Raw genomic sequence first — 25,311 nt, forward strand, 5'->3', positions numbered from 1 at the left:
CGACAAACGACTGGTTCCGTTTTCCTTATCCGAACACACGCCCAACCCTCATTTCCCCCTCCCCGAACCCGTTTTTCGCCGTAGATTGCACCCCAATCCACCAGCAACTCTGAATTCCCCATGGGCCTCTTCGACTTCCTCAAAAACAAACCCGGCGACGAAACGCCAGCTACTCCTGCTGCTCCCTCCACATCTTCGGCCCCGGCCGAAAAGCCCGCCGGCGGTCCCCGCTACCAGGGTGCCAAGTTCACGGCCCCGGTAGAGGGCGTGCCGGCCGTGCCCACCTTCCAGATGCCCGAGCCGGAGCCTTTCCCCTTCGAACCCCAGAACGTGCTGGAGCAGCTGCTGCTGCTGGCCGCAACGGACGAAAACGCCCGCCCCGCCTTTTATCAGGCGCTGTTGCAGGAAGAAATCCTGATGATTCTGGCGCCCATGGAAGGCATCGGGACCGGCGAGGTCGTGCTCGCCGAAGGCCAGGAAATCCAGCTGCAGATTCTCAACGATGGTAAGCTACCCATCTTCTCCTCACCCCCCCGCCTCACCGATGGCGGCGTGGATAATGGCCTGGTGAGCTACGTCCGCATTCCCGGCCATGCGTTCTTTAACATGGTGCAGGGCCAAGACTGCGTGCTGAACCCCTTCTCGCCCGCCGGCAAGCTCCTGCCCAAGGACGAATTGGCGGCCCTGCTCAACGGCCAGCTCACCGGCCCGCTCTCGCCGGCCGGCGGCGATGCCGAGGTGATGTTGAGCCAGCCCGCCGACTACCCACAGGCCGTGGCCGACGCCATTGCCGCCTGGGCCGTTACCCAGCCCCACATCGAAGCCGCCTTCCTGGCCCAGATGCAGCTGGCCAACAACCCCGAGGTGCCCCGCCTGCTCCTCGCCTTTACCAGCACCGCCGCCGACCCCAGCTTTATGCAGGACCTCGGCCCCGTGCTTCAGGGCCAGACCGATGCCTTCCAGTTTGTGGATTTGATGCTGCTGGATATGAATTCGGAAGAGGGCGTGAACCCGTACTTCCGCACCATTGAGCCGTTTTACAAAGCGGGTTAAGCAGTTACCTGGTCACCGAATGCTCAGAGCGTCATGCTGAGCTTGCCGAAGCATCTCGACCGCAGCAGTAATTAGTTACGCTTCGCGGTCGAAATGCTTCGGCAAGCTCAGCATGACGCTCTTTTTTTGCGTTCTCTTCCCAACTCCTGGCCTACCTTTCCCTTATGAAACTCGCCGCACTCCTCCTGGCCCTCGTGCCCTTCGCCGCTCTCGCCCAAAAGCCCGCCCCGCTCCTGCCCCCCGCCGACCCGGCCATTCAAAAGCTGGTGGATGAAATCTCGGCCAAAAACCTCGAGGCCGATATCCGCAAGCTCGTTTCCTTCGGCACGCGGCATACGCTGAGCGACACGCAGAGCCCCACGCGCGGCATCGGCGCGGCCCGCAACTACGTGCGCGATGAGTTCTTAAAATACAGCAAAGCCGGCGGCGGAAGAATGACCGTCGAGATGGACACCTTTACCATCAAGCCCGACGGCCGCCGCATCAACAAGCCCGTGCTGATGGCCAACGTGCTGGCCACCCTGCCCGGCACCGACCCCACCGACACCCGCATCATCCTGGTGAGCGGCCACATCGACTCCCGCGTTTCGGACGTGATGAACGCCACCGCCGATGCCCCCGGGGCCAACGACGACGGCTCGGGCACCGTGCTGGTGATGGAGCTGGCCCGCGTGCTGGCCGGTCAAAAATTCCCCTGCACCCTCAAATTCGTAGCCGTGCAGGGCGAAGAGCAGGGCCTCTACGGCTCCAGCCACCTGGCCGAGCGGGCCAAAAAAGAAGGCTGGAACCTGGTTGCGATGCTCAACAACGACATCGTGGGCAACTCGCACGGCTTCGACCCCATCATCAACGATGGTACCCAGGTGCGCGTATTCAGCGAAGGCGTGCCGGCCAACGAGACGAACGACCAAGCCAAAGTGCGCCGCCAGCTCAGCAGCGAGAACGATGCGCCCAGCCGCCAGGTAGCCCGCTACATTCAGCGCACGGCCCAGCTCTACGGCCGGGGCCACAAAGTGGCCCTGGAGTACCGCCCCGACCGCTTCCTGCGCGGCGGCGACCACACGCCCTTCAACCAGCAGGGCTTCGCCGCCGTCCGCTTCACCGAGATGAATGAGGACTACACCCACCAGCACCAGGACCTGCGCACCGAAAAAGGCCGCGCCTACGGCGATGTAACCGAGGGCGTGGACTTCGCCTACCTGCGCCGCAATGCCGGCATCAACCTCGCCACCATGGCATCGCTGGCACTGGCCCCCGCCGCCCCGGCCAAGGTTGAAGTCCTCACTGCCAACCTCACCAACCGCACCGAGCTGCGCTGGGAAGCGCCCGCCACGGGCCCCAAGCCCAGCAGCTACGTGGTGCTGGTGCGCGAAACCAGCGCCCCGCAGTGGCAGCAGCGTTTCTCCGTTGCGGGCCTAACGGCTGATTTCCCCATCAGCAAGGACAATTTTATCTTCGGCGTGGTGAGCGTGGATGCCGCCGGTCACGAGAGTGTGGCCGTGCTGCCGGTGGTGGGGCGGTAGGGTACACGTATTTATTAAAGGCCGCCTAACATGCAACGATAGTTAGAGCCTACAGGTCAGGTGAGAAACAATAAGTCAACATCATGCGTTACTTATTCTCATCCATTCTTTGTTTCGTATTACTTGCGACTGCATGCAAAAAAACGAATCCAACAATCACCACCTTGGACGGAACCTATACAGGCACCTTTCAGCGCCAGCAAGGGAGTGGTGGACTAATTTCACAGGTAAGTCTTACTTTTTCGGGCAATAATTGGAGCGGCTCCAGTCAGTATCCCAAATACCCAGCACTGTGCAGGGGGACTTACACAATTAGTGCGGGAAATAAAATATCATTCGCCAACGCTTGCGCCTGGACTACTGAATTTGACTGGTCGTTGATTCTCGGAAGGGAGTACAATTTGAGTGTAGATGGCAATGCGGTGGTGTTCGCCAAAGATGATGACATTTACAAGCTCAGCAAATAAGCCTAATCCATTAGCTACCAAAGTTAGGCAGTTGTATTACCAGCGATTACACTGGCTCTTTATTGCGGTATTTTTTTTAGGACCAGTGAAATGACATATGCCCGTGTTTGAGCTAACCAAAGAGGGAATGGCAGGCGTAATACATTTTCGCAGCGGGCGATACATCCTCCAAAACCTCACTAAACCCAACCCGCTATGTTGCTGTACATCCTATTACTCGTTGTTGCCCTTCTCCTCACCGGCATTCGCGTGGCGCAGGAATACGAGCGGGCGCTGGTGTTTCGGCTAGGCCGGTTCACGGGGCTGCGCGGGCCGGGGCTGTACTGGATAATCCCGTTTATTGAGCGCCAGCAGACCATTGATATTCGCACCAAAACCGTGGATTTGGAGCAGCAGGAAACCATTACGAAGGACAGCGTGACCATTAAGGTGAACGCCGTGCTGTGGTTCCGGGTGGTGAATCCGGCCGATGCCATTATCAAAGTAGCCAATTTCAACCAGGCAGTTTACCAGCTGGCCGTCACGGCGTTGCGCAACATCATCGGCCAGAACCAATTGGACGAGGTATTGCGTGGCCGCCAGGAAATAAATGCCGCGCTGCTGCATATCGTAGATGCCGCGACCGAAAACTGGGGCGTGAAGATTGAGATGGTGGAAATCAAGGACGTGGAAATTCCGGAATCCATGCAGCGGGCCATGGCGCGCGAAGCCGAGGCCATCCGCGAAAAGCGGGCCCGCATCATCAAGGCTGAGGCCGAATTGGAAGCGTCGATAAAGCTCACGCAGGGCGCGCTGGAAATGGAAAAGAGCCCCATCGCCCTGGAATTGCGCCGCATGCAGATGCTGGCCGAAATCGGCATCGACAACAATACGACGACGGTGGTGCTCATCCCGTCGGAATTCACGAACGCGGCTAAAAGCTTCTCGCAGATGGTGCAGCAACAGGGTGATAGGCCCACTGCTTAACCTGGTTCACCCTGAACAAAACCGGCTCCGCACAAGAATGCGCGGAGCCGGTTTTTTTGTTTGATACCGCGCTATTTCTTCGCGCCAGCAGCAGCCAGCACCTCTTGGTTCAGGCGCGTGTATTCGGTTTTCGACACCTCATTTTTATCGTCCTTCAACAGCGCCAGCGACTTATTGGCAGCTTCGATGGCTTCCTTGTTTTTGCCCGCTTTTTGCAGCAGTTTGGCCTTCCAGTAGTAGCCGTAATACTCGGTGGGGTTGGCTTTGATGTACTCATCAAACCAGCCGATGGCGGGCGTGAGGTCTTTGCCGGTGCTGTAGTAATACTGCGCAGCCTGCACGTAGGGCTTTTTGTCGCCCTTCATGGCCTGCTCAATCTGGGCCATCACCACGCGGTCGGGGTCGGCGGTGATGGGCAGCGCTACCTGTGTGCGGTCCCAGGCCAGGACGAGGTCGGCGGAGGCGGGGCGGAGGTTTTCCACGGTCAGGCCCATGGTTTCGATGGGCGCGGCCAGCTTGGTGGGTTTAGCTTGCACGCGCACTACGTCGAGGGCCTGCTTGTACTCGTAGGTGCCCCACTGGGCGGTGTCGCGGTTCAGCACGAAGGTCCACTCCTTCGCGTCGGGAATGGCCAGCAGGGCGTAGGCCCCGGCGGGCACCGTCTGGCCCCCTATTTTCACTTCCTCGCCAAAGCGCACTTTGGTGATGGTGTTGGCTCCCAGGCGCCACACCGTGCCGTTGGGCACCACGCCGCCAAACGCCGTGCGGCCGCGCAGTGAGGGCCGCGAATACGTCAGGTCGATGTAGGACGTGGAGAAATTCTGGTGGATGCGCGTGGTCGGGCTCAGGGGCGGAATGGTGAGCCTGGTTTGCGCCTGGGCGGTGGCGGCCAGCAGCAAGCCGGCGGCGAGAAGTTGTGGTGCGTATTTCATAGCATCAAAGATGCGGACGAACGGCCAGTGTTGCAGCTGGCGCGCAGGGCTTTTGGGCGGAGCGGCGAACAACCCGGCGGCGCGGCCGTTCAACTACCGGGCATCGCACGAAGCGTTTTTGGCCCCTAACCTATTCGCGGCATGAAAATCCTCCTCACCGGCGCCACGGGCTATATCGGCCAGCGCCTGCTGCCATTGCTGGCCGCGGCGGGCCACGAGGTGGTGTGCCTCGTGCGCGACCCGCGCCGCTTTTCCCTACCCGATACGCTGCCCGAAACCCTGCACGCCCGGGTAACGGTGGCCAAAGGCGACTTGCTACGGCCCAAATCCCTGGCTGCCATGCCCACCGACATCGACGCGGCGTACTACCTGGTGCATTCCATGAGCGGCGGCAACGAGGATTTTTTTCAGCAGGAACAGCAGTCGGCGCAGCATTTTACCGACTACCTCAACACGACTACCGCCCGGCAGGTCATCTATCTTTCCGGCATTGCCAACGACCACGACCTGAGCGTGCACCTGCGTTCGCGCCGCGCCGTAGAAAACGTGCTCACCAAAGCCACCCACGCCAAGCTCACAGTGCTGCGCGCCAGTATCATCATCGGCTCGGGCTCGGCCTCGTTCGAGATTATCCGGGATTTAGTGGAGAAGCTGCCGGTGATGGTGACGCCGCGCTGGCTGAACTCGCGCTGCCAACCCATTGGCATTCGCGATATTATGTTCTACCTAACCGAGGTATTGGACAACCCCGCCTGCTTCGGCCGGGCCTTCGACGTGGGCGGGCCCGATGTGCTCACCTACCGCCAGATGCTGCTGGGCCTGGCCGCCGAGCGCGGCTACAAGCGCTGGATTGTGACGGTACCCGTGCTCACGCCTCGGCTGTCGTCGTGGTGGCTGTACCTGGTCACGAGCACCACGTTTTCATTGGCCCAAAGCCTGGTCGAAAGCCTGAAAAACGATACCGTGTGCGACCCCGGCAAAAGTATCAGCGCCGTGATTCCGCACCAGCCCATGAGCTACCGGGCGGCTCTGGCCCTGGCCTTCACCCGCATCGAGCAGAACGAGGTGGTGAGCAGCTGGAGCGACGCGCTGAGCAGCGGCACCATGCGCCAGAACTACATGGATGCCATTCAAATCCCTAAAAACGGCATGTTCTTCGACCGCCAGCTCATGCCCTTCCGGCGGCCGGTGGCCGAGGTGCTGGACAATATCTGGCGCATCGGCGGCGACCGGGGCTGGTACAAAACCGACTGGCTCTGGCGCATTCGCGGGCTGATGGACAAGGCCGTGGGCGGCGTGGGCCTGCGCCGGGGCCGCCGCTCGCCCAACCGCCTGCGCGCCGGCGACCCGCTCGACTTCTGGCGCGTACTGGTGGCCGACAAGGTTGGCAAGCGCCTCCTGCTGTACGCCGAAATGAAGCTACCCGGCGAGGCCTGGCTGCAGTTCCGCATCCTGGACCAGCCCGATGGCAGCCACGCCGTAGAGCAGCTGGCCGCCTACCGCCCGCGCGGGCTGGCCGGGCGGTTGTACTGGTACGCGGTGCTGCCGTTCCACGGCATCATTTTCAAGGGCATGGTGAAGAACCTGGTGGAGTTTCAGTCCGATTTGAAAAGCCAGAATACACCGGATTAAATCCTTGTAAATCAATATATTATTGTATTATTCTCAGCAAATCAACGTCTAATCAATCAACATTTTGGTTGGCGCGAAAGGCGTAGCGGGCCGTTCCTTTGGAGCATCACTTCCCCCTCCCTCTCATTCTGCACGCCATGTTCCGCGTTCCGCTCGGTTTCCGCTACCTTACCACTGTTGCCGCTTTGCTGCCGGCCTTACTGGCTACCGTTCCGGCTCAAGCCCAGGCCGTCGGGTCCGAGCCGGCCCCGCTTGAAATCACCCATGGCGTGGAGCTGCGCGGGGGCTACACCGGCGGCCGGTACTCGCACAGCACCGATGATTTTCACTCCAGCCTAAGCATTTTTAACGGTGGCGGCAACGCACGCACGGGCTCGGCCGTCGAACATCGCTTCGATGGGCTAATGCTCGGGGCCGACTACGTGATAGGTCAGCATCGGCCCGGCCGGCCCACTACTACCACCCTGCGCGTGGGCCTCGACGTACTGGGCGCGGCCGACCGCCTGCGCATCGGCGATGGCCGCCGGGCTACGCTGAACCTGCTGGCCGCGCACCCCCACTTCAGCATCGATGTACAGCGCAACCGCTGGCAGACGCGGGTGGGCGTGGGGGTTCTGGCGGGGCGCGTGAGCTACTATGCGCAGGAAGGCTCCTTCGACCTGCTGAGCACCAACATCACCGTTGATATGGTGCACGCTGTGGCTACCTTCCAGCTGGAGATGAACTGGAACCACTGGTTTCAGTACGAAGTCGGCTACGACTCCAACGGCCTGCTGGGCATGGTTAACCCGGTATCGTATGGAGGCGTGGGCACGGGGTTCGGGCCGCGCAGTACGCTGGCGCTGGTGGTGGGCGTGAGCAGCACGGCCTCGCTCGAATACCAAAGCCCGGTGAGCTCCTTTGCCTACTCCCGCGTAGTGCTGGCCCCTACCGGGCGGCCCTGGCAGGCCAGCGCGTTCATCACCTACGGTTCAGAGCTGTACCAGCGCACGGCCCTGCAAGGGGGCTACAAGCTCCCCACCAAAAGTAGCACAGGGCGCTAAGCAGTTGTTTGTCAAGTGTAGGCAGCACGGTGTAGAGACGCGACACTTCGCGTCTCTACACCGTGCTGAAGGCGCAACGATATTTTAGGCAAACACCGGTACCACGCGCCCTTCCTCCACCTTTAGCGCGGCATCATACTTCTTGCCGGTTTTGGCTGATAGAAAGCCTTTTACCACGCTGGTTTCACCCTTGCGCAGCAGCTGCTTGAGCTGTGTTTCGGTGAGCTGTTTGCCGCCCCACTCGAAGGCTACGCGGAACTGGCAATCTTCGCGGAAGCGCGAGCAGCCGTAAGCCGCCTTGCCCTTGAGCATGGTGCCGAGCTTGCACACTGGGCACGGAATGAGGCCCGAATCGGGGGCCGCGCCGGGCTTGCTGTCGGCCACCTGCAGCAGGATGGGCTGGAAAGCAGTATCAAGGCCAATGGCGGCGTCGAACTTCTGGCCCTCAGCCCCCACGAAGCCTTTCATCACGGGCGTGCGGCCTTTGGCGAGCAGGGCCTTCACCTGCGGGTCGCTGAGCTTCTTGCAGTGCACTTCGGCCGGCAGGCGGAAGGTGCAGCCCTCACGGAAACGCACGCAGCCAAAGGCGGTTTTGCCGCGCACGACGTGGCCGGTTTTGCAGGCCGGGCAGTAGCCCAGGCCATTTCCGGGGGGAGGTGGTGAGTTAAGAGTTGAGAGTGAAGAGTTGGTAGTTTTGGTTCTGCTCTTGCCATCTGCAACGCTTAAATCTTCACCCTTACCTTTTAACGCTATTTCCGCGCTGCCGGAGGTCACCATACGGCCACGGTTGTCCTGCTTCACTTCCTGCACCATCTCCTTCACCAGCCCCGAAAGCTCGCCCAGAAAGCCTTCCGATGATAATTCGCCCCGCTCAATCTGACGCAGCTTGTGCTCCCACTGGCCGGTGAGCTCCGCTGATTTCAATGTGGGGTTGCGAATCAGGCCAATCAGTTCAACCCCCGTGGGTGTGGGGATAATGCGTTTCTTTTCGCGCTTAATGTAGTTGCGCTTAAACAGCGTTTCGATGATGGCGGCGCGGGTGCTGGGGCGGCCGATGCCGTTTTCCTTCATGGCCTGGCGCAGCTCCTCGTCGTCGATGTTGCGACCGGCCGTTTCCATGCCGCGCAGCAGCGTGGCCTCGGTGTAGTCCTTGGGTGGCTGGGTCATCTTGCTCTCCAGGCGTGGGTCGTGCGGGCCGCTTTCGCCCTGCACGAAGCTGGGCAGCACAGTCGAAACCGCGTCGTCATCTGCTTCGGCTGCGGCCCCGGCGGCTCCCGGCGCGGGGGGGGCTTTGGGGGCGGCCTGCTGGATGGGGTCGCCGTAGACGACGCGCCAGCCGGGGTTCAGAATCTGGCGGCCGCGCACGCGGAAGGGGCGCTCGGCGGCTTCGGCCAGCACGGTGGTGTTACTCACCTCGCAATCGGGGTAAAAGGCGGCGATGAAGCGACGCGTGATGATGTCGTACACGCTGGTTTCCATGCCACCGCCGGGGCCGGCCGCACCCGTTGGAATAATGGCGTGGTGGTCGGTGACTTTGTTGTTGTTGAAAACCTTGGGCGTTTTGGGAATCTTGGCGGCCAGCAGCGGCGCCGTCAGCGCCTCGTAGCCCCGGATGCCACGCATAATACCGGGGATTTTCGCGTACTGGTCGTCGGGCAGGAAGGTGGTGTCCACACGCGGGTAGCTCACCGCCTTCTTCTCGTACAGGGCCTGCACGATTTTCAGCGTGTCCTCGGCCGAGAGGCCCAACTGGTTGTTGCACTGCACCTGCAGCGAGGTCAAATCGAAGAGGCGCGGCGGGGATTCGCGGCCTTTCTTAATCTCCACATCGGTCACGCGCAGCGGGGTGGGGCGCACGGCTTCAAGGGCTTCGCGGGCTTCTTCCTCGGTCACGAAGTAGCCCATAGCGCGCAGCCGCGACTTCGTGTCGGGCGCGGCGTCGGCGTCTTTGGCCTTGTCGGGCGCGGCCATGTGGCTGAAGAGAGTGCCCCGGTATTCGGTCTTCAGCACCCAATACGGCTCGGAGCGGAAGTTCTGGATTTCGTGCCAGCGCTCGACCAGCAGGGCCAGCGTGGGGGTTTGTACGCGGCCGATGCTCAGCAGCTGCTTGTCCTGGTAGGTGGTGTATTTGAGGGTGAAGAGGCGGGTGGCGTTCAGGCCCAGAAGCCAGTCGCCCACGGCGCGGCTCTTGCCGGCCTGGTAGAGGCTGTCGAACTCCTTAGCCTCGCGCAGGTTGGCAAAGCCCTGGCGGATGGCCTCCTCGGTGAGCGAGGAAATCCAGAGTCGCTTCACGGGCTTGCGGCACTTGGCCTCCATCAACACCCAGCGCTGAATCACTTCGCCCTCCTGCCCGGCGTCGCCGCAGTTGATGACTTCGGTGGCCTCGCTCACCAGCTTTTTGATGGTATTGAACTGCTTCACCACGCCCTCGTCGCGGCGCATGAGCTTGATGCCGAACGAGTCGGGAATCATGGGCAGGTTGTGCAGACTCCAGCGCTTCCACTCGGGCTGGTAGTCGTCGGGCTCCTTCAGCTGGCAGAAGTGGCCGAAGGTCCAGGTCACCTGGTAGCCGTTGCCTTCCATGTAGCCGTCCATGCGGCGGGTGGCGCCCAGCACGTTGGCAATCTCACGGGCGACGCTGGGCTTTTCGGCAATGCAAACTATCACGGATTCTCGGTTAATTAATCGGAGGGCGCTGATTAATTTCGGCGCGGGGAATTAACAAAGGTAACCGCGAAAAAGGTCGAATTCGGGCAGCTTGCGGCTGATGCCGGCTGGCCCCTGGTGCCCCTGGCGCGAGTTTAACGCAACGCAGTGAAGCGTAACTCGTGCCGATTATGATGGGGAGGCTGGGCCTCCCCTGCCGCGCCAGCAGCCAGCCGGCACTGAGCCGTGCTAGCTGGCCGTTTCATAGGAGGCGCAGCCTCCCCCGTATGGCTGGCACGAGTTACGCTGCGCTAAACTCGCGCCAGAACGGCCAGACCGAGTAGCCCGATGGTGCAGCCGGCCCTACTTATCCAGCACGGCCAGCAGCTCACGGTGCATCACCTGGGCCATGTAGCGGGCCTCGTCGAGGCGCGACTCGTGGTAACGCCGGGTGTCCTCCGATTCGGGGGCGGGGTCCAGCTGGCGCAGCGCGGCCAGGGTGCCGAGGCGGGTGAGCGACTGCTGCACGGTGGCATCGACGCGGGAGCGCAGGCCCTCTGGCACGGTGAAGCCGGTGGCCTGGGCGGCTTGCAGGCGCAGCAGCTCCTGGGCTACCCGGGCCAGGTCCTTCAGCAGGTCGCCCTCCAAGGGAGTGAGCTGGCGGGGGCGGTGGTCGATGATGCAGAGGCTGCCCAATGACAGGCCTTCGGGCGAGCGCAGGGCCTGCCCGGCGTAGAAACCCAGGTTCATTTCCTGCGCCACGAAGGGATTGACGAGGTCACAGGGCTGGGCGACCACGTCGCGAAATTCGGTGAGTTCGTCGCTGAGAATGGCCACCGAGCACATGCTGTCTTCGCGGCCCACCACCAGGGCTTCGGGCAGGCCCTCGTTGCCGATGAATACCACGTCGTCGGCCCGCACCAAGCTCACGAGGGCAATGGGCATGTCGAAGAGCTTAGCCACAATGCTCACAAAATCATTGAATACCTCCTGCCCGGGCGTGCCCAGCACCTGGTAGGGCTGCAGGGCCGCCAGGCGCTCGTGTTCGTAGGAAGGCACAAGGCCCGGGTACTGGTTGGTGTCCATGGATAAGCTGAGGAGTTCAGCTGCCAACTAATTGAGTGATGGAATAGTTTGACAATGCGGGTGGTAGTAAAGGTACCGCACCGGCCCCGAAAAGTTTCATGGGTTGCCGGGTTTGCCACAGAGCACTATTTGAAAAGTCTGAAAATCGCACCACAAGCAGCTGCAAGTCAATGCATTTTATCAATATCATCATATTAACAAAGTCTTATCCGCTCGACTTTCGGTTTGTTAGTGCCGGCGAATGATGCGAATCTTGCAGGAGTAAGTACCTTCCCTTTCACACGCCATGAAAACACTTGCCGCGCTTCGAACGGTATTGCTAAGCTCCGCCCTGCTCAGCAGCAGCGCCTGCAAGAAAACGGACCCCGAAATTGAGGGCCTGTCGTTCGTGGATGATGTACCGTACTATTATTTCACGAATAATGACCGGCTGTGGCTCAGAATCAAATCCGGCGACGAATGGAAGATAGAAAACACGCGGGGCTACCAGCGCGTGTACCGCGCATCGGTTATCATCCACGACATTCAGAAAGCGCTTTACAACAACTCTGTCGGCACCTGCATTACCCCCGCAAAGCCGGAGGCATATCAGGACGTTATGTATATCCGCCTGGCACGTACCGACAGCGTTGCCGGGTTCAGCGAATTACGTTTCTATCGCGAGGCGGCCCAGCGCACCGGATATCCGGCGGGCGGGTTCGACCCCGATAAAAGTGAATTTTATGCGCAGGGCGAGTGAGCTGACTTTGTCGGCAATTCCGACCGCTACGCCAGCACCTACTATTGCCGGGGGCTCAGCATGCCGCACGGTGCCGCGCTGAATGGCCCTTTCCAACAGCTCACCGTGCATGGCCGAACCTATAATGAAGTAGTGGCATTTATTGGGAATTCACGGGGTTCGACCTGTAGCCCAGTGCCCTCTTTCTACATGCAGGAGCTGTACTACGACCGCCAAGTCGGCATGGTGCGGATGGTGAGCGTAGCCGGCGAGGTATGGGACCGGGTGCCTTAGCCGGTTGCAACGCCCATTTCCGTTCGGCCAAGTCCGTTGCAACCGGTTGCAATCCCCATTCGCGTCCGGCGAAGGCCGTTGCAACCGATTGCAATGCCTGTTTCCGTCCGGCGGAGTCCGCTGCTACTGCTTGCAGTGCCTGGTCCTGGCCGACGAAGCCTACTGCAACCGGTTGCAACATCCATTTTGGCGCGAAAAAGCCCGTTACAACTGGTTGCAACGGGCTTTTCCTGGTTTCCTCGGCGGCTACTACTTCGCGGGCTTCGGCGTTTTGGGACCGCTGCTTTGGCGGCCGGCATTGCTGAAATCAAAGAACGGGGCCGCCCGCTCGGGCTTGGCGGCGTATTCGAGCAGCAGCGTGAGGTAGACGTTGAACAGGGCCAGGCAAACGGCCTCGCGGCCGTCGTGCAGGTCGATGCGCTGGGTGCCGGCGGTTTTGGCCATGCCATCGGCGCGGCTCAGCGAGGCCGAGAGGACGGCCAGTACCTTGCGGCCCTCCGTGCACTGAGGCGAGGTGAAGACCGTGGGACGAGCATCGAGGGCATCGAGAAAGGCCGTGAAGGCATCCTCCACCTTAGTCTGGGAGCTTTTGGTGAGGGCACTGCGGCCTTTGGGAAAAATGGCCAGCAGGTCGGGGCTGCCCGCTTCGTAGGTGGGATTGATGACTTTGCGCTCCATGCGCTTCACGTAGGCCTTAAAGTCCTCCAGGGCCTGGGCCAGGGTGCTGGTACTGGCCGGGCCCTCGCCCGAGAGCTGGCCGGCGTGGGTGGCGCGGTAGTCGGTGAGGGCCACTTCGAGGGCATCGGCTACGGCGCTGTACTTGCCGCCGGCCTGCTTGAGGGCTTGCAGGGTGAAGGCGGCCATGTCGGCAAACTGGTCGCGGTTGAGGCGCAGGTTCTCAAAGAAATTTTCGAACCGGGCGGCGTATTTGGCTTGGGCCATGCGGTAGATGTGGGGACTTGGTGAATGAATGGGCAAAAGGTAAGACTTATTTGGAAACGGCCCAGACCACAACCGGCCCCGAAAGCCGCCGTAGACACCCAACACCTTCTCCCTTTTTGCCATGGCCCGCATCATTGTCGGTTTATTCACCAGCGCTTCCGAAGCTACATTTGCCGCTGCTCAGGCACAGGCTGCCGGCCTCGCCCCCAGCGCCATCAATATTGCCACCCAGGCAAGCCTGCAGGCCCAGCACCTGCCCGATGCCGGCGCATCTGCCGAGCCTTTTTTCGACAGCGTGACGCGGTTTTTCACGGACCTGTTCAGCGGCAATCAGCTCGATGATGCCCAGGCGTACATCGCCGCCACCGGCCCCGATACGGCCGTGCTCACCATCGAAACCGCCACTGCCAAAGAAGCCGAGCTGGCCCGCGCCGTCCTCGACCGCAACGGGGCCGTGGATGTGTACAAGCAGCGCCCCCTCGCCCCCACCGCTAGCACGGGCGAGATTCACGGCGAAATTGACCTCGAGGGCGACCTCAGCCGACTGCGCGATGATGATGAGCTGGACGCGAACGGCCTGACCACGCATTGAGGGTTAAGAGTTAAAAACAGGTCCTTCCTAACTCTTAACTTTTAACTCTTTATCCCCCCCCTGCGCCAGCCGCAGCTTGCTGTGTTTCTTGCCGTAGCTGAAGTAGATGACCATGCCAATGGCCAGCCACACGATGAGGCGCAGCCACGTTTCCCAGGGCAGCGAGGCCATCATCACCACGCACACCACAATGCCCAGAATGGGCACCACCGGCACCCACGGGGTACGGAACGGGCGCGGCGCATCGGGGTTGGTTTTGCGCATAATCATCACGCCGAGGCACACCATCACAAAAGCCAGCAGCGTGCCAATGCTCGTCATCTCGCCCACCACCGAAATGGGTACGAAGCCCGCAAACAGTGCAATGAAGCACCCTAGCAGCAGCGTGGACTGCGACGGCGTGTTGAACTTAGGATGCAGCCGCGAGAACACCGGCGGCAGCAGCCCATCCTTCGACATCGAAAAGAATACCCGCGACTGCCCCAGCAAATCAACCAATATCACGGAGGTATAGCCAATGAGAATGGCCATAATCACGGCTGAGCTGAGCCAGGCGTAGGGCGTTTTTTCGATGGCAATGGCCACCGGCGCGGCGCTGTTCTTAAACTCCGTGTAGTTGGCCAGGCCAGTCAACACGTGCCCGAACAGCACGAACAACACCGTGCAAACCGCCAGCGAGCCCAGAATGCCGATGGGCATGTTGCGCTGCGGGTTTTTGGTTTCCTGGGCCATGGTGGCCACGATATCGAAGCCGATGAAGACGAAGAAAATAACACCCGCCCCGCGCAGGATGCCGCTTAGGCCGAACTCGCCAAACTTGCCGGTGTTGGCCGGGATGTAGGGTTGGTAGTTGGCCGGGTCGATGTACTTCCAGCCCAGCGCGATGAACACCAGCACCACGGCCACCTTCAGGGCCACTACCAAGGCATTGAACCACGCCGAGCCCTTGGTGCCCCGCGTGACGATGGCCGTAATGGCCAGCACGATGAGCATAGCCGGCACGTTCACGTAGCCGCTCACGGTGCTGCCATCGGCCAGCGTGGCCGACTCGAACGGCGACATCACCAGCCGCGCCGGAATGTGCAGCCCGTACTTGCTCAGAAACTTGATAAGATACTGTGACCAGCTAATGGCCACCGTGGCTGCGCCGACGGAGTATTCGAGCACCAAATCCCAACCGATAATCCAGGCGAATAACTCGCCCATGGTGGCGTAGGAATACGTGTAGGCAGAGCCCGACACCGGCACCAGCGCCGCAAACTCGGCGTAGCATAAGGCCGAAAAAGCGCAACCCACGGCGGCTACCAGGAAAGAAATCGTAACGGCCGGCCCGGCGTTGTTAGCCGCCGCAATGCCGGTTAAGGAGAATAAACCTGCCCCGATAATAACTCCAATCCCAATGGCGATGAGGCTCACGCCATTCAGACTTCGTTTGAGGGTATTGACCCCCGTTTCAGCTGCTTCGGCGCGAAGCAGCTCCAATGATTTTTTAAGCATGTAAATGCGCACAGCTGCGCTTAAAAGAATGTCCGTAAAAACAGTCATGCTGAGCTTGTCGAAGCATTTCTACCGCGCAAGTAGTCATTTACTACTGAGGTAAAGATGCTTCGACAAGCTCAGCATGACGTTCTAGCACTGACGTTCACCATAGAATCAATTTAACTACGCCAGCACCTGAATAACAGATTCCGAAAACCGCTCCATTTCCTCCAGCTGCGGGCTGGCCTGCAGCAAAAAGAAGTCGACTCCCACGTTTTCGAACTCCCCAATCCGGTCCTGAATCTGAGCCGACGTACCGGTGAGGCCCGTCCGCAGGCCCCGATTCGATACCGAGTAGTCCTGTAGCGAAACCTGCTGTTCGAGCTGGGTACCGGCCAGCCACTGCTGGTAGTTGCCATAGCCCGCCGCCGAAGCTTTCACGTTGGTAATGCGGTCAAGCTCCTTTTTCACGTCCTGCTCGTTGTCGCGCACAATCGTGTAGCCCGCCACCCCGAATTTCATCGGCGGCAGGCCTTTTTGCTCGCGGCGGCGGCACATGTCGGCAATGCGGGCCCCAATTTGCGCGGGCGAGTCGCCGTGCATCACGTAGCCATCGCACTGCGTCGAAATCAGGTCTTTGGCTGCTTCCGATTCGCCCCCGGCGTAGAGAAACGGTGCCTTGGCGGGCTTGGGCTGCAGCACGTTATCGGCCACCTGGTAGTACTTGCCGTCGTAGCTGAAATGGTCCTGCTTCCACACGTTGGTCACCACATCGAGCCACTCGCGGGTGCGGGCATACCGGTCGTCGTGCTGCTCAAAATGCAGGCCGTACTTCGTGGCCTCATCGCGCCACCAGCTCGACACCACGTTCAGCGACAGGCGGCCGGGGGCAATCAGGTCGATGTTGGCCGCCTGCTTGGCCAGCAGCGCGGGGTGGTGAAACGTCGGCCGCACGGCCACCATTATTTCGAGCTGCTCGGTTACGGCCGCCAGTGCCGCGGCCGTGCTCCAGGCCTCCAGCGAAGCCACCTCCGAACCTTTTATATCATTGAGATACAGCTCGGCAATGAGCGTGAGGTCGTATCCGAGCGCCTCGCTGCGCTGGGCCAGCTGCTTCACATAGCTCCAGTCGGTGGGCATGTGCTCGTCTTCCACATTGCGCAGCCAACCGCCAAATACGGGCATCCAATATCCAAATTTCATGGCAATGATATTAAGCAGTGACTAATTGATTTTTGCTGGCCGCCGGCACTGGCAGCTGCGTTTCGAGGTAGTCCACGAAACGGGCGTAGGGGTCAAATCCCACCACATTCACGGCATCGGCCACGAAGTTGGACAGGGCGTTGATGTCGTAGAACAGTACCTCGCCGCTCCGGTCATCAATCAGGTATTCGATGCCGCCCACGTCGATTTTAGCAGCGGCCACAATGCGCTCCACGGCGGCAATTACCTCGGCTGGCGGCGTAAACGCCTCCACCTGAATCCCCTTCTTCGGCGCTTCCGTCAGGCAGAACTCGGCCGACTGCTCCTCCGGAATCTGGCAGATTTCGGCCGGACACAGGTTGAAGCTTTCGCCGGTGGTAAACACCTTCATGGCGTACAAAAACTTGCCGTCGAGCATCTCGACGCGGTGGATATTACCGCCGCGCGGCGTCACGTACTCCTGCACCAGGGCCGTCTGGTCGATTCCCAGGTCAATCTGGCCAGCCTCCACAGCCGCCTGCAAGCCGGCCAGCGTGTCGAAGCGAATAATACCCGCGCCACTACCGCCGATATTCACCTTCACCACAATCGGAAATTGCAGCTCGCGGGCCGCATCCACCGCCCGCGAAGCGTGGTTAATCACGAACGATTTCGGGTATTTCAAGCCCAGCGACTCGAACAGCGACAGCTGCCGGGCCTTGTTGGTTTCGATGGCCGTGGCCGCCGAACCATTGATAATGCGCGTCCCGATACGCTCCAGGTGCGTGGCAAAGCCGGCGGTGTGAAAAATACCCTGCCCGTGCCCCCGCAGGTAGGCCGAGGAGCTCATCCGGTTCACCACCAAACTGTAGCGGCTTTCAGTTTCAGCCGGGTTGAAGAGGTGGTGCGCGGCATCAATTTTCTCGTAGGGCAGCTCCCGCCGGTCCAGCTCCGCAAACAGCGGCTTGAACCATTCGGGATGCTCGAAATAAATGCCAATAGGTTTTTGAATGGATGACATAAAATGTTCTGAAAGAGTGATATGAAGCCAGAAAAAGGTCAGCGCCGGGTGGGCAAACTGAACTCGGAAACCGGGCCGCTGCAAAGGCAGCAAGGGCAGGAGACATTTCGACAGGACCTGGCACGCTCATTTCTTCGGGTATCGGATTGGCCGCTCCAACCACACACCAAACGGCATGGTCAGCATCGGCCCGGGCTCCGGCAACGAGCCCCAAACACACCACCCAGAAAATGAGGACGCAGCACATGCTGCAAACATAGCGGCGCACAAAGCCTACCAGCTTGCGCTACCGCCGTCCTACCCGCGAAAAATTACTCGGAGATAGGGTTAAGCCTGGCAACAACAGCAACAACAGCCCATGCCCATGTGGCGCATAGCCGCCACGGGGACAAGAAAAACAGCAGTTTGGGGGGAGAGGTTGTTGGAGGCTTCCACGGCAACTTATTTTTATATGGTCAGGAATTGGCACCGGTCCGCGGGTGCGGGTGGTTGCCGGCGCGTCATCGAGCCTGTCTCTCAGCGCCTCTCTATAAAAAAAATCCTTCCGAAAGAAAGAATTGGTGCTGCAAAGGTAAGCCCGAAAGTCTGAACCCGCCACGCTGGACAGCATTTTACAACCTGGCCACCCCCGGCTGCGCAAGGGCCAACTATTTGGCGGGCACACCTGCTCTGCATATCCGCCACCTGCCTGAGACCATTTTCATGTCCGATACCGTTGTTCACGCCGAGCCCTACGGCAGCCTGCTTTTCTGCCCCGCCGTTCCCTGCTTTATCATTGCCTGGCAGAGCTTTGCCAATAGCGAACAGTTCCGCTTTCTCATGAACAAGGGCTTGGAATTGTACACGGCCGAGGCCGCCCGCACGCAACCACTGGGCTGGCTCGCCGACACGCGCGACGTGCAGGCCGTAAAGCCCGCCGACCAGGAATGAATGCGCGCTGACTGGAACGTTCGCGCCCATAAAGCCGGTATCCGCCACGTCAGCTTCGTGGTGCCGGAAACCGTGTTCGGCCAGATTTCGGTGCAGAGCTATTCCCACAACGTGGCCGAAACCAACGAATACGAAATCGAGACCTCCCAGCACCGCACGTTGCAGGAGGCAAAAGAATGGCTGAAAGCGGCGATTCACTAACCGCACCGGCTAGGGAAATCCGAATAAAAAAGAACGTCATGCCGAGCGTAGCCGAGGCATCTCGCGTGCAGTAGTAATCCATTCTATTGAGTTACTATCACAAGCAAGATGCCTCGGCTACGCTCGGCATGACGTTCCTTATTTCCAGCCTACCGCCGCAGCGCCAGGCGCACGCCGGCCATCAGCCAGCGACCGGGCATCTGGGCCCCCAGCAGGTCGGAGTATTTGGCGTCGAACAGGTTCTGGGCCTGGCCCACCACCCACAGGCGCTCGGGCAGCAGGGCCACATCGAGGCGGCCATTGATGACCACGTAATCGGAGGAAAGCGTGAAGTCGCCCACTGGTGGCACCCCGGCGCGCTGCTTGTATACCCCGCCCAGGCTGGCCGTGAAGCGGCGGTGCACCAGGCTCAGATTACCGCTCACGAGCTGCCGGGCCACGTTACTCAGGTATTGCGATACGATGCTGCCGTCCACGTTCAGGTGGGTGTAGGTGTAGCCCACGCTGCCGTCGAGGCGCAGGCCAGGAGCCAGTTGAGCCCGGGTATTTGCTTCAAATTCGAGGCCCTGCGTGCTCACGGCAAACAGGTTTTGAGCGTAGCGGTAGGTGCTGGCCGGGTTGAGATTGGTGAAGCCGGTGCCGGCCTGCACTTCGCTGCCGGGCGTGGCCACGTAATCAATCAGGTTGCGGCCGTAGCGGTTGAAGTAGGTGCCGCGTAGCGTGAGCGCGGGGCAAACCGTGAAATCGAGGCCACCCTCGTAGCTCCAGGTACGCTCGGCGGCCAGGCCGGGATTGCCTACGTTGAAGCCGTTGGGCACCGTGCCAGGCCGGATGGCCGAGTTGTACTGCTCGGTAAAATTGGCTGCCCGGATGGCGCGACCCACGGCGGCGCGCACGGTCAGCTTCTCGCCCAGCAGCTGGCTGGCCGTGAGCTGGGGCAGTAACTCAGTACCGTAGGCCTGGTCGTGGTCGAGGCGCAGGGCGGCGGTCAGGCTCAGGCCGGCGGCAGGTGTGAGGCCGGCCACGGCAAATGCGCCCTGGTGCCACACGGCGTGGTTGCCGCGGTCGTTGCTGCGCACGCTGCGGCGGTCGGCCTGGCCGCCAAGGGTCAACTGCACCTTATCCGACAGGCGCAACTGATGCTGGCCCTGCACATTGAGGTAGTGCATGAGGTGGTCGCTGGCCGCCGAGGTGGGCGTGTACAGGTAGTAGTCGGTGCTGGACGTGCCCACCAATTGCAGCTCGGTGCGGGCGCGGGCGTTCCAATCGTAGCGCAGCTGGCCCTGGTACCAGTCGCGCGAGGTGGTTTCGCGGGCGCGGTCGCCAGCGTTGGTCGTGTAGAAATTCTGAGCGTTATAGTCGCGCCGGTCGAAGCTGGCACGGGCGGCAGCGCTGAATTTGGGGCTGATTTGATAAGCGCCCGAAAGCGAGTAGGTGTTCAGCTTGAAGTCGTTGCGCCCGCCGCCGGGCAGGTTCAGCAGCTGGCCGCTGGCGGTGTTGTTGAGGATACCGCCAGCCAGCCGCAGGCCCTTGTCCTGGCCGTAGAAACCGGCGTTGGTGGTTTTCAAATCGTACTCACCAGCCATGAACGTGCCGCCGACTTCCACGCCGTCGGGCCGGTGGGTGGCGGCGAAGGTTTTGGTCACGATGTTCACGAAGCCGCCCACGGCATCGGGGCCGTAGAGGGCCGCACCGGGGCCGCGTACCACTTCAATCTGCTCAATTTCAGCGGGCGTGATGGGCAAATAGCCCGCAAAGTGCCCCGTGAGCGGGTCGTTCAGCCGCATGCCATCGAGCAGAATCAGCACTTGGTTGAAAGTGGAGCCGCGCAGGGTAATATCGGCCTGCGTACCGAAATTGCCCCGGCTCTGCATCTCAATGGCCGGTAATAAGCGCAGCAAATCATCGAGCGATGAAACCGGGTACTGGCTGAGCGTGCGGCCAGGTATCACGGTCACGTAGCGGCCAGTCTGGCCGGCTACCTGGTTCAGGCGGGTGCCATACACGGTCACCTCATTCAGGGCGCGGGTACTATCGACCGGAGTGCTCTGGGCCAAAGCATTAGCGGTAAATAGTGTACAGAAAAGCGGGGTAGCGTAGCGCGTAAGTCGCATTCTTAAGGGGGTTGATGGGGGTGCAAAGCTACGGTAGTGCGAACGCTACGAGTCTGCGTCTCGCTACAGCGCAGCGAATATTCGTTGTTTATTATCGCAGGGGCATTTCGCATTTCCGCATTCGCCGCGTTGCGGCGACACGCGGACTTGCAAAGTCCACGCTACTTTCGTCCCCGCGTCAGGCAACGTCAGCCTCGCACCCGCGTCCTTCGCGCGAAACTCATTTCCCACCATTCGTTTCTCTATGAAGCACCTTTTCGCGCTGGGCCTACTGGGCCTGGCGGCCACCAGCCCGGCTTTCGCGCAGGCTCCCACCCCGCCGGCTGCCAAGCCCGAATCTCCCTACCGCGCCTCGGCCACCAAGGTCAACGACCTGGTACACACCAAGCTCGATGTGCGCTTCGACTATGCCAAGCGCTACCTCTATGGCAAGGAGTGGGTGACCCTCAAGCCCCATGGCTACCCCACCGACTCGCTGCGTCTCGATGCCAAAGGCATGGACATCAAAGCCGTGGCCCTGATGAGCGGTGACAAGCAAACCCCGCTCAAGTACGACTACGCCGACGGGATGAACCTGCGCATCAACCTGGGCCGCGTTTTCAAGCCGGGCGAGGAGTACACGGTGTACATCGACTACGTCTCGAAGCCCGACGAGCTGAAGGTGAAAGGCTCGGCCGCCATCACCGATGCCAAGGGCCTGTATTTCATCAACCCCGACTCGGCCGTGGCCGGCAAGCCGGTGCAAATCTGGACGCAGGGCGAGACCGAGGGCTCGTCGGCCTGGTTCCCTACCATCGACCGGCCCAACCAGAAAACGACCGAGGAAATCTCGATGACCGTGCCGGCTAAGTACGTCACGCTCAGCAACGGCCGGATGGTGAGCAGTACCCCCGCCGGCCCCGGCCTGCGCACCGACGTGTGGAAGATGGAGCTGCCCCACGCCCCCTATCTGTTTATGATGGCCGTAGGCGACTTTAAAATCTACAAAGACACCTGGCGCGGCAAGGAGGTGAGCTACTACCTCGAACCCAAGTACGCGCCCTTCGCCAAGCAGATTTTCGGCAACACGCCCGATATGCTGGAGTTTTACTCCAACCGTCTCGGCGTGGAGTATCCGTGGAATAAGTACAGCCAGATTGTGGCCCGTGACTACGTGAGCGGGGCCATGGAAAACACCACCGCCACACTGCACGGCGAGCAGGTGCAAATGACCGACCGCGAGCTACTGGACCGCGAATACGGCTCCGAATCGGTGATTGCGCACGAGCTGTTCCACCAATGGTTTGGCGACTACGTGACGGCCGAAAGCTGGTCCAACATCACCGTAAACGAAACGATGGCCGACTTCTCGGAAGGCCTCTACGCCGAGCATAAATACGGCCGCGATGCCGCCGATGCCCACTACTACCGCTACCTGCGCCGCTACCTGAGCTCGCCGCGCGACGCCGCCAAAACCCTCGTGCGCTTCCACTACGACGAGCAGGAGGAAGTATTTGACCTGGTGAGCTACCAGAAGGGCGGGGCCATCATGGACATGCTGCGCACCTACCTCGGCGACGACGTGTTTTTCTCCGGCCTTCAGAAATACCTGCAGGACAACAAATTCGGCAACGGCGAAGCCCACCAGATGCGCCTGGCGTTTGAGGCCGTATCGGGCCAGGATTTGAACTGGTTCTGGAACCAGTGGTACTTCGCGCCCGGCCACCCCATCGTGAGCATCGACTACGCCTGGGATGCCGCCAAAAAGATGCAGTCCGTGACGGTGAAGCAGACCCAGCCGGGCCAGACGTTCCGCCTGCCCTTCACCATCGACTACTACGTGGGCGGCAAAGTGCTACACCAGCCCGTGACCATGACGGAGGCCAGCCAGACCTTCACCATGGCCTTGCCCGCCAAGCCCGAGCTCGTGAACGTGGACGCCAACAAGAAAACGCTGTGGCTGAAAACCGATAACAAATCGGCCGCCGAGTACGCCTTCCAGTACGCCCACGCACCCCTGTTCGTGGACCGCCGCGAGGCCATTGACGCCGCTGCCAAGGACCAGACCATTGCCGCCAACCGCGCCACGCTGCTGGCCGCCCTCAACGACAAGTTCTACAACAACCGCCTGGCCGCCGTGGAGGCTTTGAAGCTGGACGACAAAGCCATGGCCAAGGCCGCCGCGCCTGCCCTGCGTAAGCTCGCCGCAACCGAAAAAGAGCCCTGGGTGCAGGCATCGCTGCTCGGCGCGCTGGCCAAGCTGAAGGACAAGAAGGACGAAGCGTACATCAGCAAACAGCTCAGCAGCCAGTCGTACAACGTGCAGGGTGCGGCCCTGCGTGCCCTGGCCACCGTGCAACCCACCCAGGCCCTGGCCCGTGCCAAAACCTACGAGGCCAACGCCCAGGGCGCAGTAGCCCAGGCCGTAACCGAAGTATATGCCAAGAACGGCGGCCAGGCTCAATGGGCCTTCGTGCGCGACCGGTTCGACGCGGCCCGCTCCCAGGGCAAGTTCAACATGATGGAGCCGCTGGCCACCATCACCGGCCGCCTCGACGATGCCGCTTCCATCACCGAAGGCATCAACCGCCTCCAGGAAATCGGCGTCAAGTACAAAGCCTACGGAGCCGACCGCCCCATCGTGAACCTGCTGCAAGGCGTGGCCAAAGCGCAGGCCGGCCGGCCGCAGGCCGCCACTACCCAGCAGGCCGTGGAGCAGGCGGTGGCTGCCGTGCAAGCCGCCAAGTAGTACTAGTGGTTATTTAGCAGCGCCGCTTGACGTGCTTCTAAACTAAAAAAGCCCTGTCGCATTGCGCGACAGGGCTTTTTTGTGGGTGGTGGTTGGTTACTATTTGGGGGAAACGGGAAAAAATCTACTCGCCATCGGCTACTCCGGCCGGGGTTAGCTCAGGGGTTTCGTCGGTAGCAGGGTCGTGGTCCTGTACCTCGGTGGCGTAAATGTGCTCCATATCGGTTATCACATCTTCGCCGTCCACATTCAGGTCCTTCAGCACACCATCGGCGATGTCGTAAACGAGGCCGTGTAGGCGGGGCGGGTTTTCGCCGCGCATGGCATTCTGGATGATGTTGGTTTTGGCCAGGTTGCGCACCTGCTCCATCACGTTCAGCTCCACGAGACGGCGCAGGCGGGCCGTGTCGTCCTTCTCGCGCAGGTACTCGGCTTCGTGCAGCCGGATAACGTCGCGGATATTCACCAACCAGTTGTCAATCAGACCATACTGCTTGTTGGCCGCCGCCGCAGCCACGCCGCCGCAGCCGTAGTGCCCGCACACCAGAATGTCTTTCACGCCCAGCACTTCCACGGCATATTGCAGCACGCTCAGCAGGTTCATGTCGGTGTGCACCACCAGGTTGGCAATGTTGCGGTGCACAAACATCTCGCCCGGGCCCGTGCCGGTGATGCCGGAGGCCGGCACCCGCGAATCGGAACAGCCGATGAACAGGTACTTGGGGCTCTGGCCATTGGCCAGGCGCTGGAAAAATTCGGGGTCCTCCGCGTTTCTAGATGCCACCCAATGCTTGTTATTTTCGAGAATTTCGCTGATACCAGCCATAGTTAAAACAGGTAAGTTGATGGCCTGAAACCGCCGAAGCGGCCCACCAGCCCCAGTAAAACACCAGCGCCCAAGTAGCGCGGTGAAGAGAGGTAAACGCCACGGCAAGGTAGCGCCAATTCGTCGGCGGGAATCCTCCGCCAGGCGCGGCCGCGCCGTTCAGGCACTGCGGCGGCGGTGGCCGTTCAGGCTGCCGCTGGCCGCCCGGTCTGCCACCAGCGGCCGCGTTCCGCGCGAAACCATGAGCCGGGGGGCGGCCGCTGGTGGGTGCGTGGCATAAATTTCGGCCCAGCCGCTGATGGCATCCACGTTCAGGTTGTTCAGCTGGCCGGTAGCCGCTTCGTACACCAGGCCGTGCAGGCGAAGCGTGCGGCCGGCCTGGGTGGCATTCTGGACGAGGTTGGTTTTGGCCAGGTTACGCACTTGCTCCATCACGTTCAACTCCACGAGACGGCGCAGACGGGCCGCGTCGTCGCCGATGCGCAGCAGCTCCTTTTCGTGCAGCCGCACCACGTCGCGCACCTGCGTAAGCCAGCTATCGAGCAAGCCGTGTTGCTGATGCGCGGCGGCAGCAGCTACCCCGGCGCAATTGTAGCTGCCACACACGATGATGTCTTCGATAGCCGTGTTTTGCACGGCGTACTGTAACACACTGAGCAGGCTCATGTCGGAGTGCGCTACCAGATTGGCCACGTTGCTGTGCGTCAGCACTTCACCGGGCTTCAGGCCCAGCAGCTCGCTGGCAGCCACGCCCAAATCAGAGCAGCCGATGAACAGGTATTTCGGGGCGAAACCGGCCACGCGCCTGGTGAAATAAGCCGGGTCCCGGCTGGCTTTCGCAGCCATCCACCGTTGGTTGTTTTGCAGAAGCTGATTGATGGCGGTCATAATAATGGGAAAAGAATCTGGTCATGCGGCATGCACCGTAATGTTCAC

General features: G+C 60.9%; 21 protein-coding genes and 1 riboswitch. Of the genes, 11 read left to right on the plus strand and 10 right to left on the minus strand.

Annotated features, from left to right (window positions below; all coding sequences use genetic code 11):
• Positions 1-120: 120 nt before the first annotated feature.
• From KQ659_RS12800 to KQ659_RS12815, 4 genes are all read left to right on the plus strand, one after another.
• Complete coding sequence (locus tag KQ659_RS12800; RefSeq protein ID WP_216688458.1) at positions 121-1,053, plus strand: enhanced serine sensitivity protein SseB C-terminal domain-containing protein; 933 nt, start codon at positions 121-123, stop codon at positions 1,051-1,053.
• Positions 1,054-1,217: 164 nt separating this feature from the next.
• The gene (locus tag KQ659_RS12805) at positions 1,218-2,576 is read left to right on the plus strand and encodes a M20/M25/M40 family metallo-hydrolase (RefSeq protein WP_216688457.1); all 1,359 of its coding nucleotides are present in this window, start codon (positions 1,218-1,220) and stop codon (positions 2,574-2,576) included.
• Positions 2,577-2,659: 83 nt separating this feature from the next.
• Positions 2,660-3,043, plus strand: coding sequence for a hypothetical protein (locus KQ659_RS12810; protein WP_216688456.1), 384 nt, complete (start codon positions 2,660-2,662; stop codon positions 3,041-3,043).
• Between the two features lie 195 nt (positions 3,044-3,238).
• Entirely contained in the window at positions 3,239-4,009 is a 771-nt protein-coding gene (locus tag KQ659_RS12815; protein WP_216688455.1) for a slipin family protein, read from the plus strand.
• 71 nt (positions 4,010-4,080) lie between these two features.
• On the opposite strand, the gene KQ659_RS12820 is transcribed toward KQ659_RS12815, so the two are convergent.
• Positions 4,081-4,941 (minus strand): DUF2911 domain-containing protein, encoded by an 861-nt coding sequence (locus KQ659_RS12820; RefSeq protein ID WP_216688454.1) that lies wholly within the window; start codon positions 4,939-4,941, stop codon positions 4,081-4,083.
• 141 nt (positions 4,942-5,082) lie between these two features.
• Between KQ659_RS12820 and KQ659_RS12825 the strand changes: the two genes are divergently transcribed.
• The gene (locus KQ659_RS12825) at positions 5,083-6,573 is read left to right on the plus strand and encodes an SDR family oxidoreductase (protein ID WP_216688453.1); all 1,491 of its coding nucleotides are present in this window, start codon (positions 5,083-5,085) and stop codon (positions 6,571-6,573) included.
• A gap of 137 nt (positions 6,574-6,710) precedes the next feature.
• On the plus strand, positions 6,711-7,616 hold the full coding sequence (locus KQ659_RS12830; RefSeq protein ID WP_216688452.1) for a hypothetical protein: 906 nt from the start codon (positions 6,711-6,713) through the stop codon (positions 7,614-7,616).
• An 84-nt stretch (positions 7,617-7,700) separates the two neighbouring features.
• Here KQ659_RS12830 and KQ659_RS12835 read toward each other — a convergent pair whose 3' ends face one another.
• Together KQ659_RS12835 and KQ659_RS12840 are read right to left on the minus strand one after the other, a co-directional pair.
• On the minus strand, positions 7,701-10,283 hold the full coding sequence (locus KQ659_RS12835; protein ID WP_216688451.1) for a type IA DNA topoisomerase: 2,583 nt from the start codon (positions 10,281-10,283) through the stop codon (positions 7,701-7,703).
• A 342-nt stretch (positions 10,284-10,625) separates the two neighbouring features.
• Complete coding sequence (locus KQ659_RS12840; protein ID WP_216688450.1) at positions 10,626-11,375, minus strand: GAF domain-containing protein; 750 nt, start codon at positions 11,373-11,375, stop codon at positions 10,626-10,628.
• 259 nt (positions 11,376-11,634) lie between these two features.
• Between KQ659_RS12840 and KQ659_RS12845 the strand changes: the two genes are divergently transcribed.
• The gene (locus KQ659_RS12845) at positions 11,635-12,087 is read left to right on the plus strand and encodes a hypothetical protein (protein WP_216688449.1); all 453 of its coding nucleotides are present in this window, start codon (positions 11,635-11,637) and stop codon (positions 12,085-12,087) included.
• A gap of 522 nt (positions 12,088-12,609) precedes the next feature.
• Here the strand turns inward: KQ659_RS12845 and KQ659_RS12850 are convergent.
• Positions 12,610-13,302, minus strand: coding sequence for a hypothetical protein (locus tag KQ659_RS12850; RefSeq protein WP_216688448.1), 693 nt, complete (start codon positions 13,300-13,302; stop codon positions 12,610-12,612).
• Positions 13,303-13,423: 121 nt separating this feature from the next.
• Here KQ659_RS12850 and KQ659_RS12855 point away from each other — a divergent pair, with 121 nt between their 5' ends.
• Entirely contained in the window at positions 13,424-13,894 is a 471-nt protein-coding gene (locus tag KQ659_RS12855) for a hypothetical protein (protein ID WP_216680693.1), read from the plus strand.
• 27 nt (positions 13,895-13,921) lie between these two features.
• Here the strand turns inward: KQ659_RS12855 and KQ659_RS12860 are convergent, their stop codons facing one another.
• The 3 genes from KQ659_RS12860 to KQ659_RS12870 form a co-directional block, all read right to left on the minus strand.
• Entirely contained in the window at positions 13,922-15,391 is a 1,470-nt protein-coding gene (locus KQ659_RS12860) for an amino acid permease (RefSeq protein ID WP_216686444.1), read from the minus strand.
• Positions 15,392-15,556: 165 nt separating this feature from the next.
• Entirely contained in the window at positions 15,557-16,576 is a 1,020-nt protein-coding gene (locus KQ659_RS12865) for an LLM class flavin-dependent oxidoreductase (RefSeq protein ID WP_216688447.1), read from the minus strand.
• A 10-nt stretch (positions 16,577-16,586) separates the two neighbouring features.
• The gene (locus tag KQ659_RS12870) at positions 16,587-17,576 is read right to left on the minus strand and encodes an ATP-grasp domain-containing protein (RefSeq protein ID WP_216680690.1); all 990 of its coding nucleotides are present in this window, start codon (positions 17,574-17,576) and stop codon (positions 16,587-16,589) included.
• A gap of 444 nt (positions 17,577-18,020) precedes the next feature.
• Positions 18,021-18,112: riboswitch (SAM riboswitch) on the minus strand.
• A 166-nt stretch (positions 18,113-18,278) separates the two neighbouring features.
• On the opposite strand from KQ659_RS12870, the gene KQ659_RS12875 reads away from it, so the two are divergent.
• Positions 18,279-18,506, plus strand: a complete 228-nt coding sequence (locus tag KQ659_RS12875; protein ID WP_216680689.1) for a hypothetical protein — start codon at positions 18,279-18,281, stop codon at positions 18,504-18,506.
• Complete coding sequence (locus KQ659_RS12880) at positions 18,507-18,707, plus strand: hypothetical protein (protein ID WP_216688446.1); 201 nt, start codon at positions 18,507-18,509, stop codon at positions 18,705-18,707. It begins immediately after the preceding gene.
• A 149-nt stretch (positions 18,708-18,856) separates the two neighbouring features.
• Here KQ659_RS12880 and KQ659_RS12885 read toward each other — a convergent pair whose 3' ends face one another.
• The gene (locus tag KQ659_RS12885) at positions 18,857-20,764 is read right to left on the minus strand and encodes a TonB-dependent receptor plug domain-containing protein (RefSeq protein ID WP_216688445.1); all 1,908 of its coding nucleotides are present in this window, start codon (positions 20,762-20,764) and stop codon (positions 18,857-18,859) included.
• 301 nt (positions 20,765-21,065) lie between these two features.
• Here KQ659_RS12885 and KQ659_RS12890 point away from each other — a divergent pair, with 301 nt between their 5' ends.
• Positions 21,066-23,549 carry a M1 family aminopeptidase gene (locus KQ659_RS12890; protein WP_216688444.1) on the plus strand — a complete coding sequence of 828 codons (2,484 nt, stop codon included), beginning with the start codon at positions 21,066-21,068 and terminating at the stop codon, positions 23,547-23,549.
• A 124-nt stretch (positions 23,550-23,673) separates the two neighbouring features.
• Here the strand turns inward: KQ659_RS12890 and KQ659_RS12895 are convergent, their stop codons facing one another.
• Together KQ659_RS12895 and KQ659_RS12900 are read right to left on the minus strand one after the other, a co-directional pair.
• The gene (locus KQ659_RS12895) at positions 23,674-24,375 is read right to left on the minus strand and encodes a carbonic anhydrase (RefSeq protein ID WP_226915526.1); all 702 of its coding nucleotides are present in this window, start codon (positions 24,373-24,375) and stop codon (positions 23,674-23,676) included.
• Between the two features lie 159 nt (positions 24,376-24,534).
• A complete protein-coding gene (locus tag KQ659_RS12900; RefSeq protein WP_226929967.1) occupies positions 24,535-25,263 on the minus strand; it encodes a carbonic anhydrase in 729 nt (242 codons plus the stop codon).
• Positions 25,264-25,311 lie beyond the last annotated feature (48 nt).

It is taken from the genome of Hymenobacter siberiensis, from assembly GCF_018967865.2.
GTDB classification, from domain to species: Bacteria; Bacteroidota; Bacteroidia; order Cytophagales; family Hymenobacteraceae; genus Hymenobacter; species Hymenobacter siberiensis.

Excerpts from the sequence above, each read along its gene's own strand:
- KQ659_RS12860 (WP_216686444.1), bottom strand. The coding sequence starts at position 15,391 with ATGCTTAAAAAATCATTGGAGCTGCTTCGCGCCGAAGCAGCTGAAACG.
- KQ659_RS12850 (WP_216688448.1), bottom strand. The coding sequence starts at position 13,302 with ATGGCCCAAGCCAAATACGCCGCCCGGTTCGAAAATTTCTTTGAGAAC.
- KQ659_RS12820 (WP_216688454.1), bottom strand. The coding sequence starts at position 4,941 with ATGAAATACGCACCACAACTTCTCGCCGCCGGCTTGCTGCTGGCCGCC.
- KQ659_RS12810 (WP_216688456.1), top strand. The coding sequence starts at position 2,660 with ATGCGTTACTTATTCTCATCCATTCTTTGTTTCGTATTACTTGCGACT.
- KQ659_RS12880 (WP_216688446.1), top strand. The coding sequence starts at position 18,507 with ATGCGCGCTGACTGGAACGTTCGCGCCCATAAAGCCGGTATCCGCCAC.
- KQ659_RS12900 (WP_226929967.1), bottom strand. The coding sequence starts at position 25,263 with ATGACCGCCATCAATCAGCTTCTGCAAAACAACCAACGGTGGATGGCT.
- KQ659_RS12825 (WP_216688453.1), top strand. The coding sequence starts at position 5,083 with ATGAAAATCCTCCTCACCGGCGCCACGGGCTATATCGGCCAGCGCCTG.
- KQ659_RS12830 (WP_216688452.1), top strand. The coding sequence starts at position 6,711 with ATGTTCCGCGTTCCGCTCGGTTTCCGCTACCTTACCACTGTTGCCGCT.
- KQ659_RS12870 (WP_216680690.1), bottom strand. The coding sequence starts at position 17,576 with ATGTCATCCATTCAAAAACCTATTGGCATTTATTTCGAGCATCCCGAA.
- KQ659_RS12815 (WP_216688455.1), top strand. The coding sequence starts at position 3,239 with ATGTTGCTGTACATCCTATTACTCGTTGTTGCCCTTCTCCTCACCGGC.
- KQ659_RS12800 (WP_216688458.1), top strand. The coding sequence starts at position 121 with ATGGGCCTCTTCGACTTCCTCAAAAACAAACCCGGCGACGAAACGCCA.
- KQ659_RS12865 (WP_216688447.1), bottom strand. The coding sequence starts at position 16,576 with ATGAAATTTGGATATTGGATGCCCGTATTTGGCGGTTGGCTGCGCAAT.
- KQ659_RS12845 (WP_216688449.1), top strand. The coding sequence starts at position 11,635 with ATGAAAACACTTGCCGCGCTTCGAACGGTATTGCTAAGCTCCGCCCTG.
- KQ659_RS12890 (WP_216688444.1), top strand. The coding sequence starts at position 21,066 with ATGAAGCACCTTTTCGCGCTGGGCCTACTGGGCCTGGCGGCCACCAGC.
- KQ659_RS12855 (WP_216680693.1), top strand. The coding sequence starts at position 13,424 with ATGGCCCGCATCATTGTCGGTTTATTCACCAGCGCTTCCGAAGCTACA.
- KQ659_RS12805 (WP_216688457.1), top strand. The coding sequence starts at position 1,218 with ATGAAACTCGCCGCACTCCTCCTGGCCCTCGTGCCCTTCGCCGCTCTC.
- KQ659_RS12875 (WP_216680689.1), top strand. The coding sequence starts at position 18,279 with ATGTCCGATACCGTTGTTCACGCCGAGCCCTACGGCAGCCTGCTTTTC.
- KQ659_RS12895 (WP_226915526.1), bottom strand. The coding sequence starts at position 24,375 with ATGGCTGGTATCAGCGAAATTCTCGAAAATAACAAGCATTGGGTGGCA.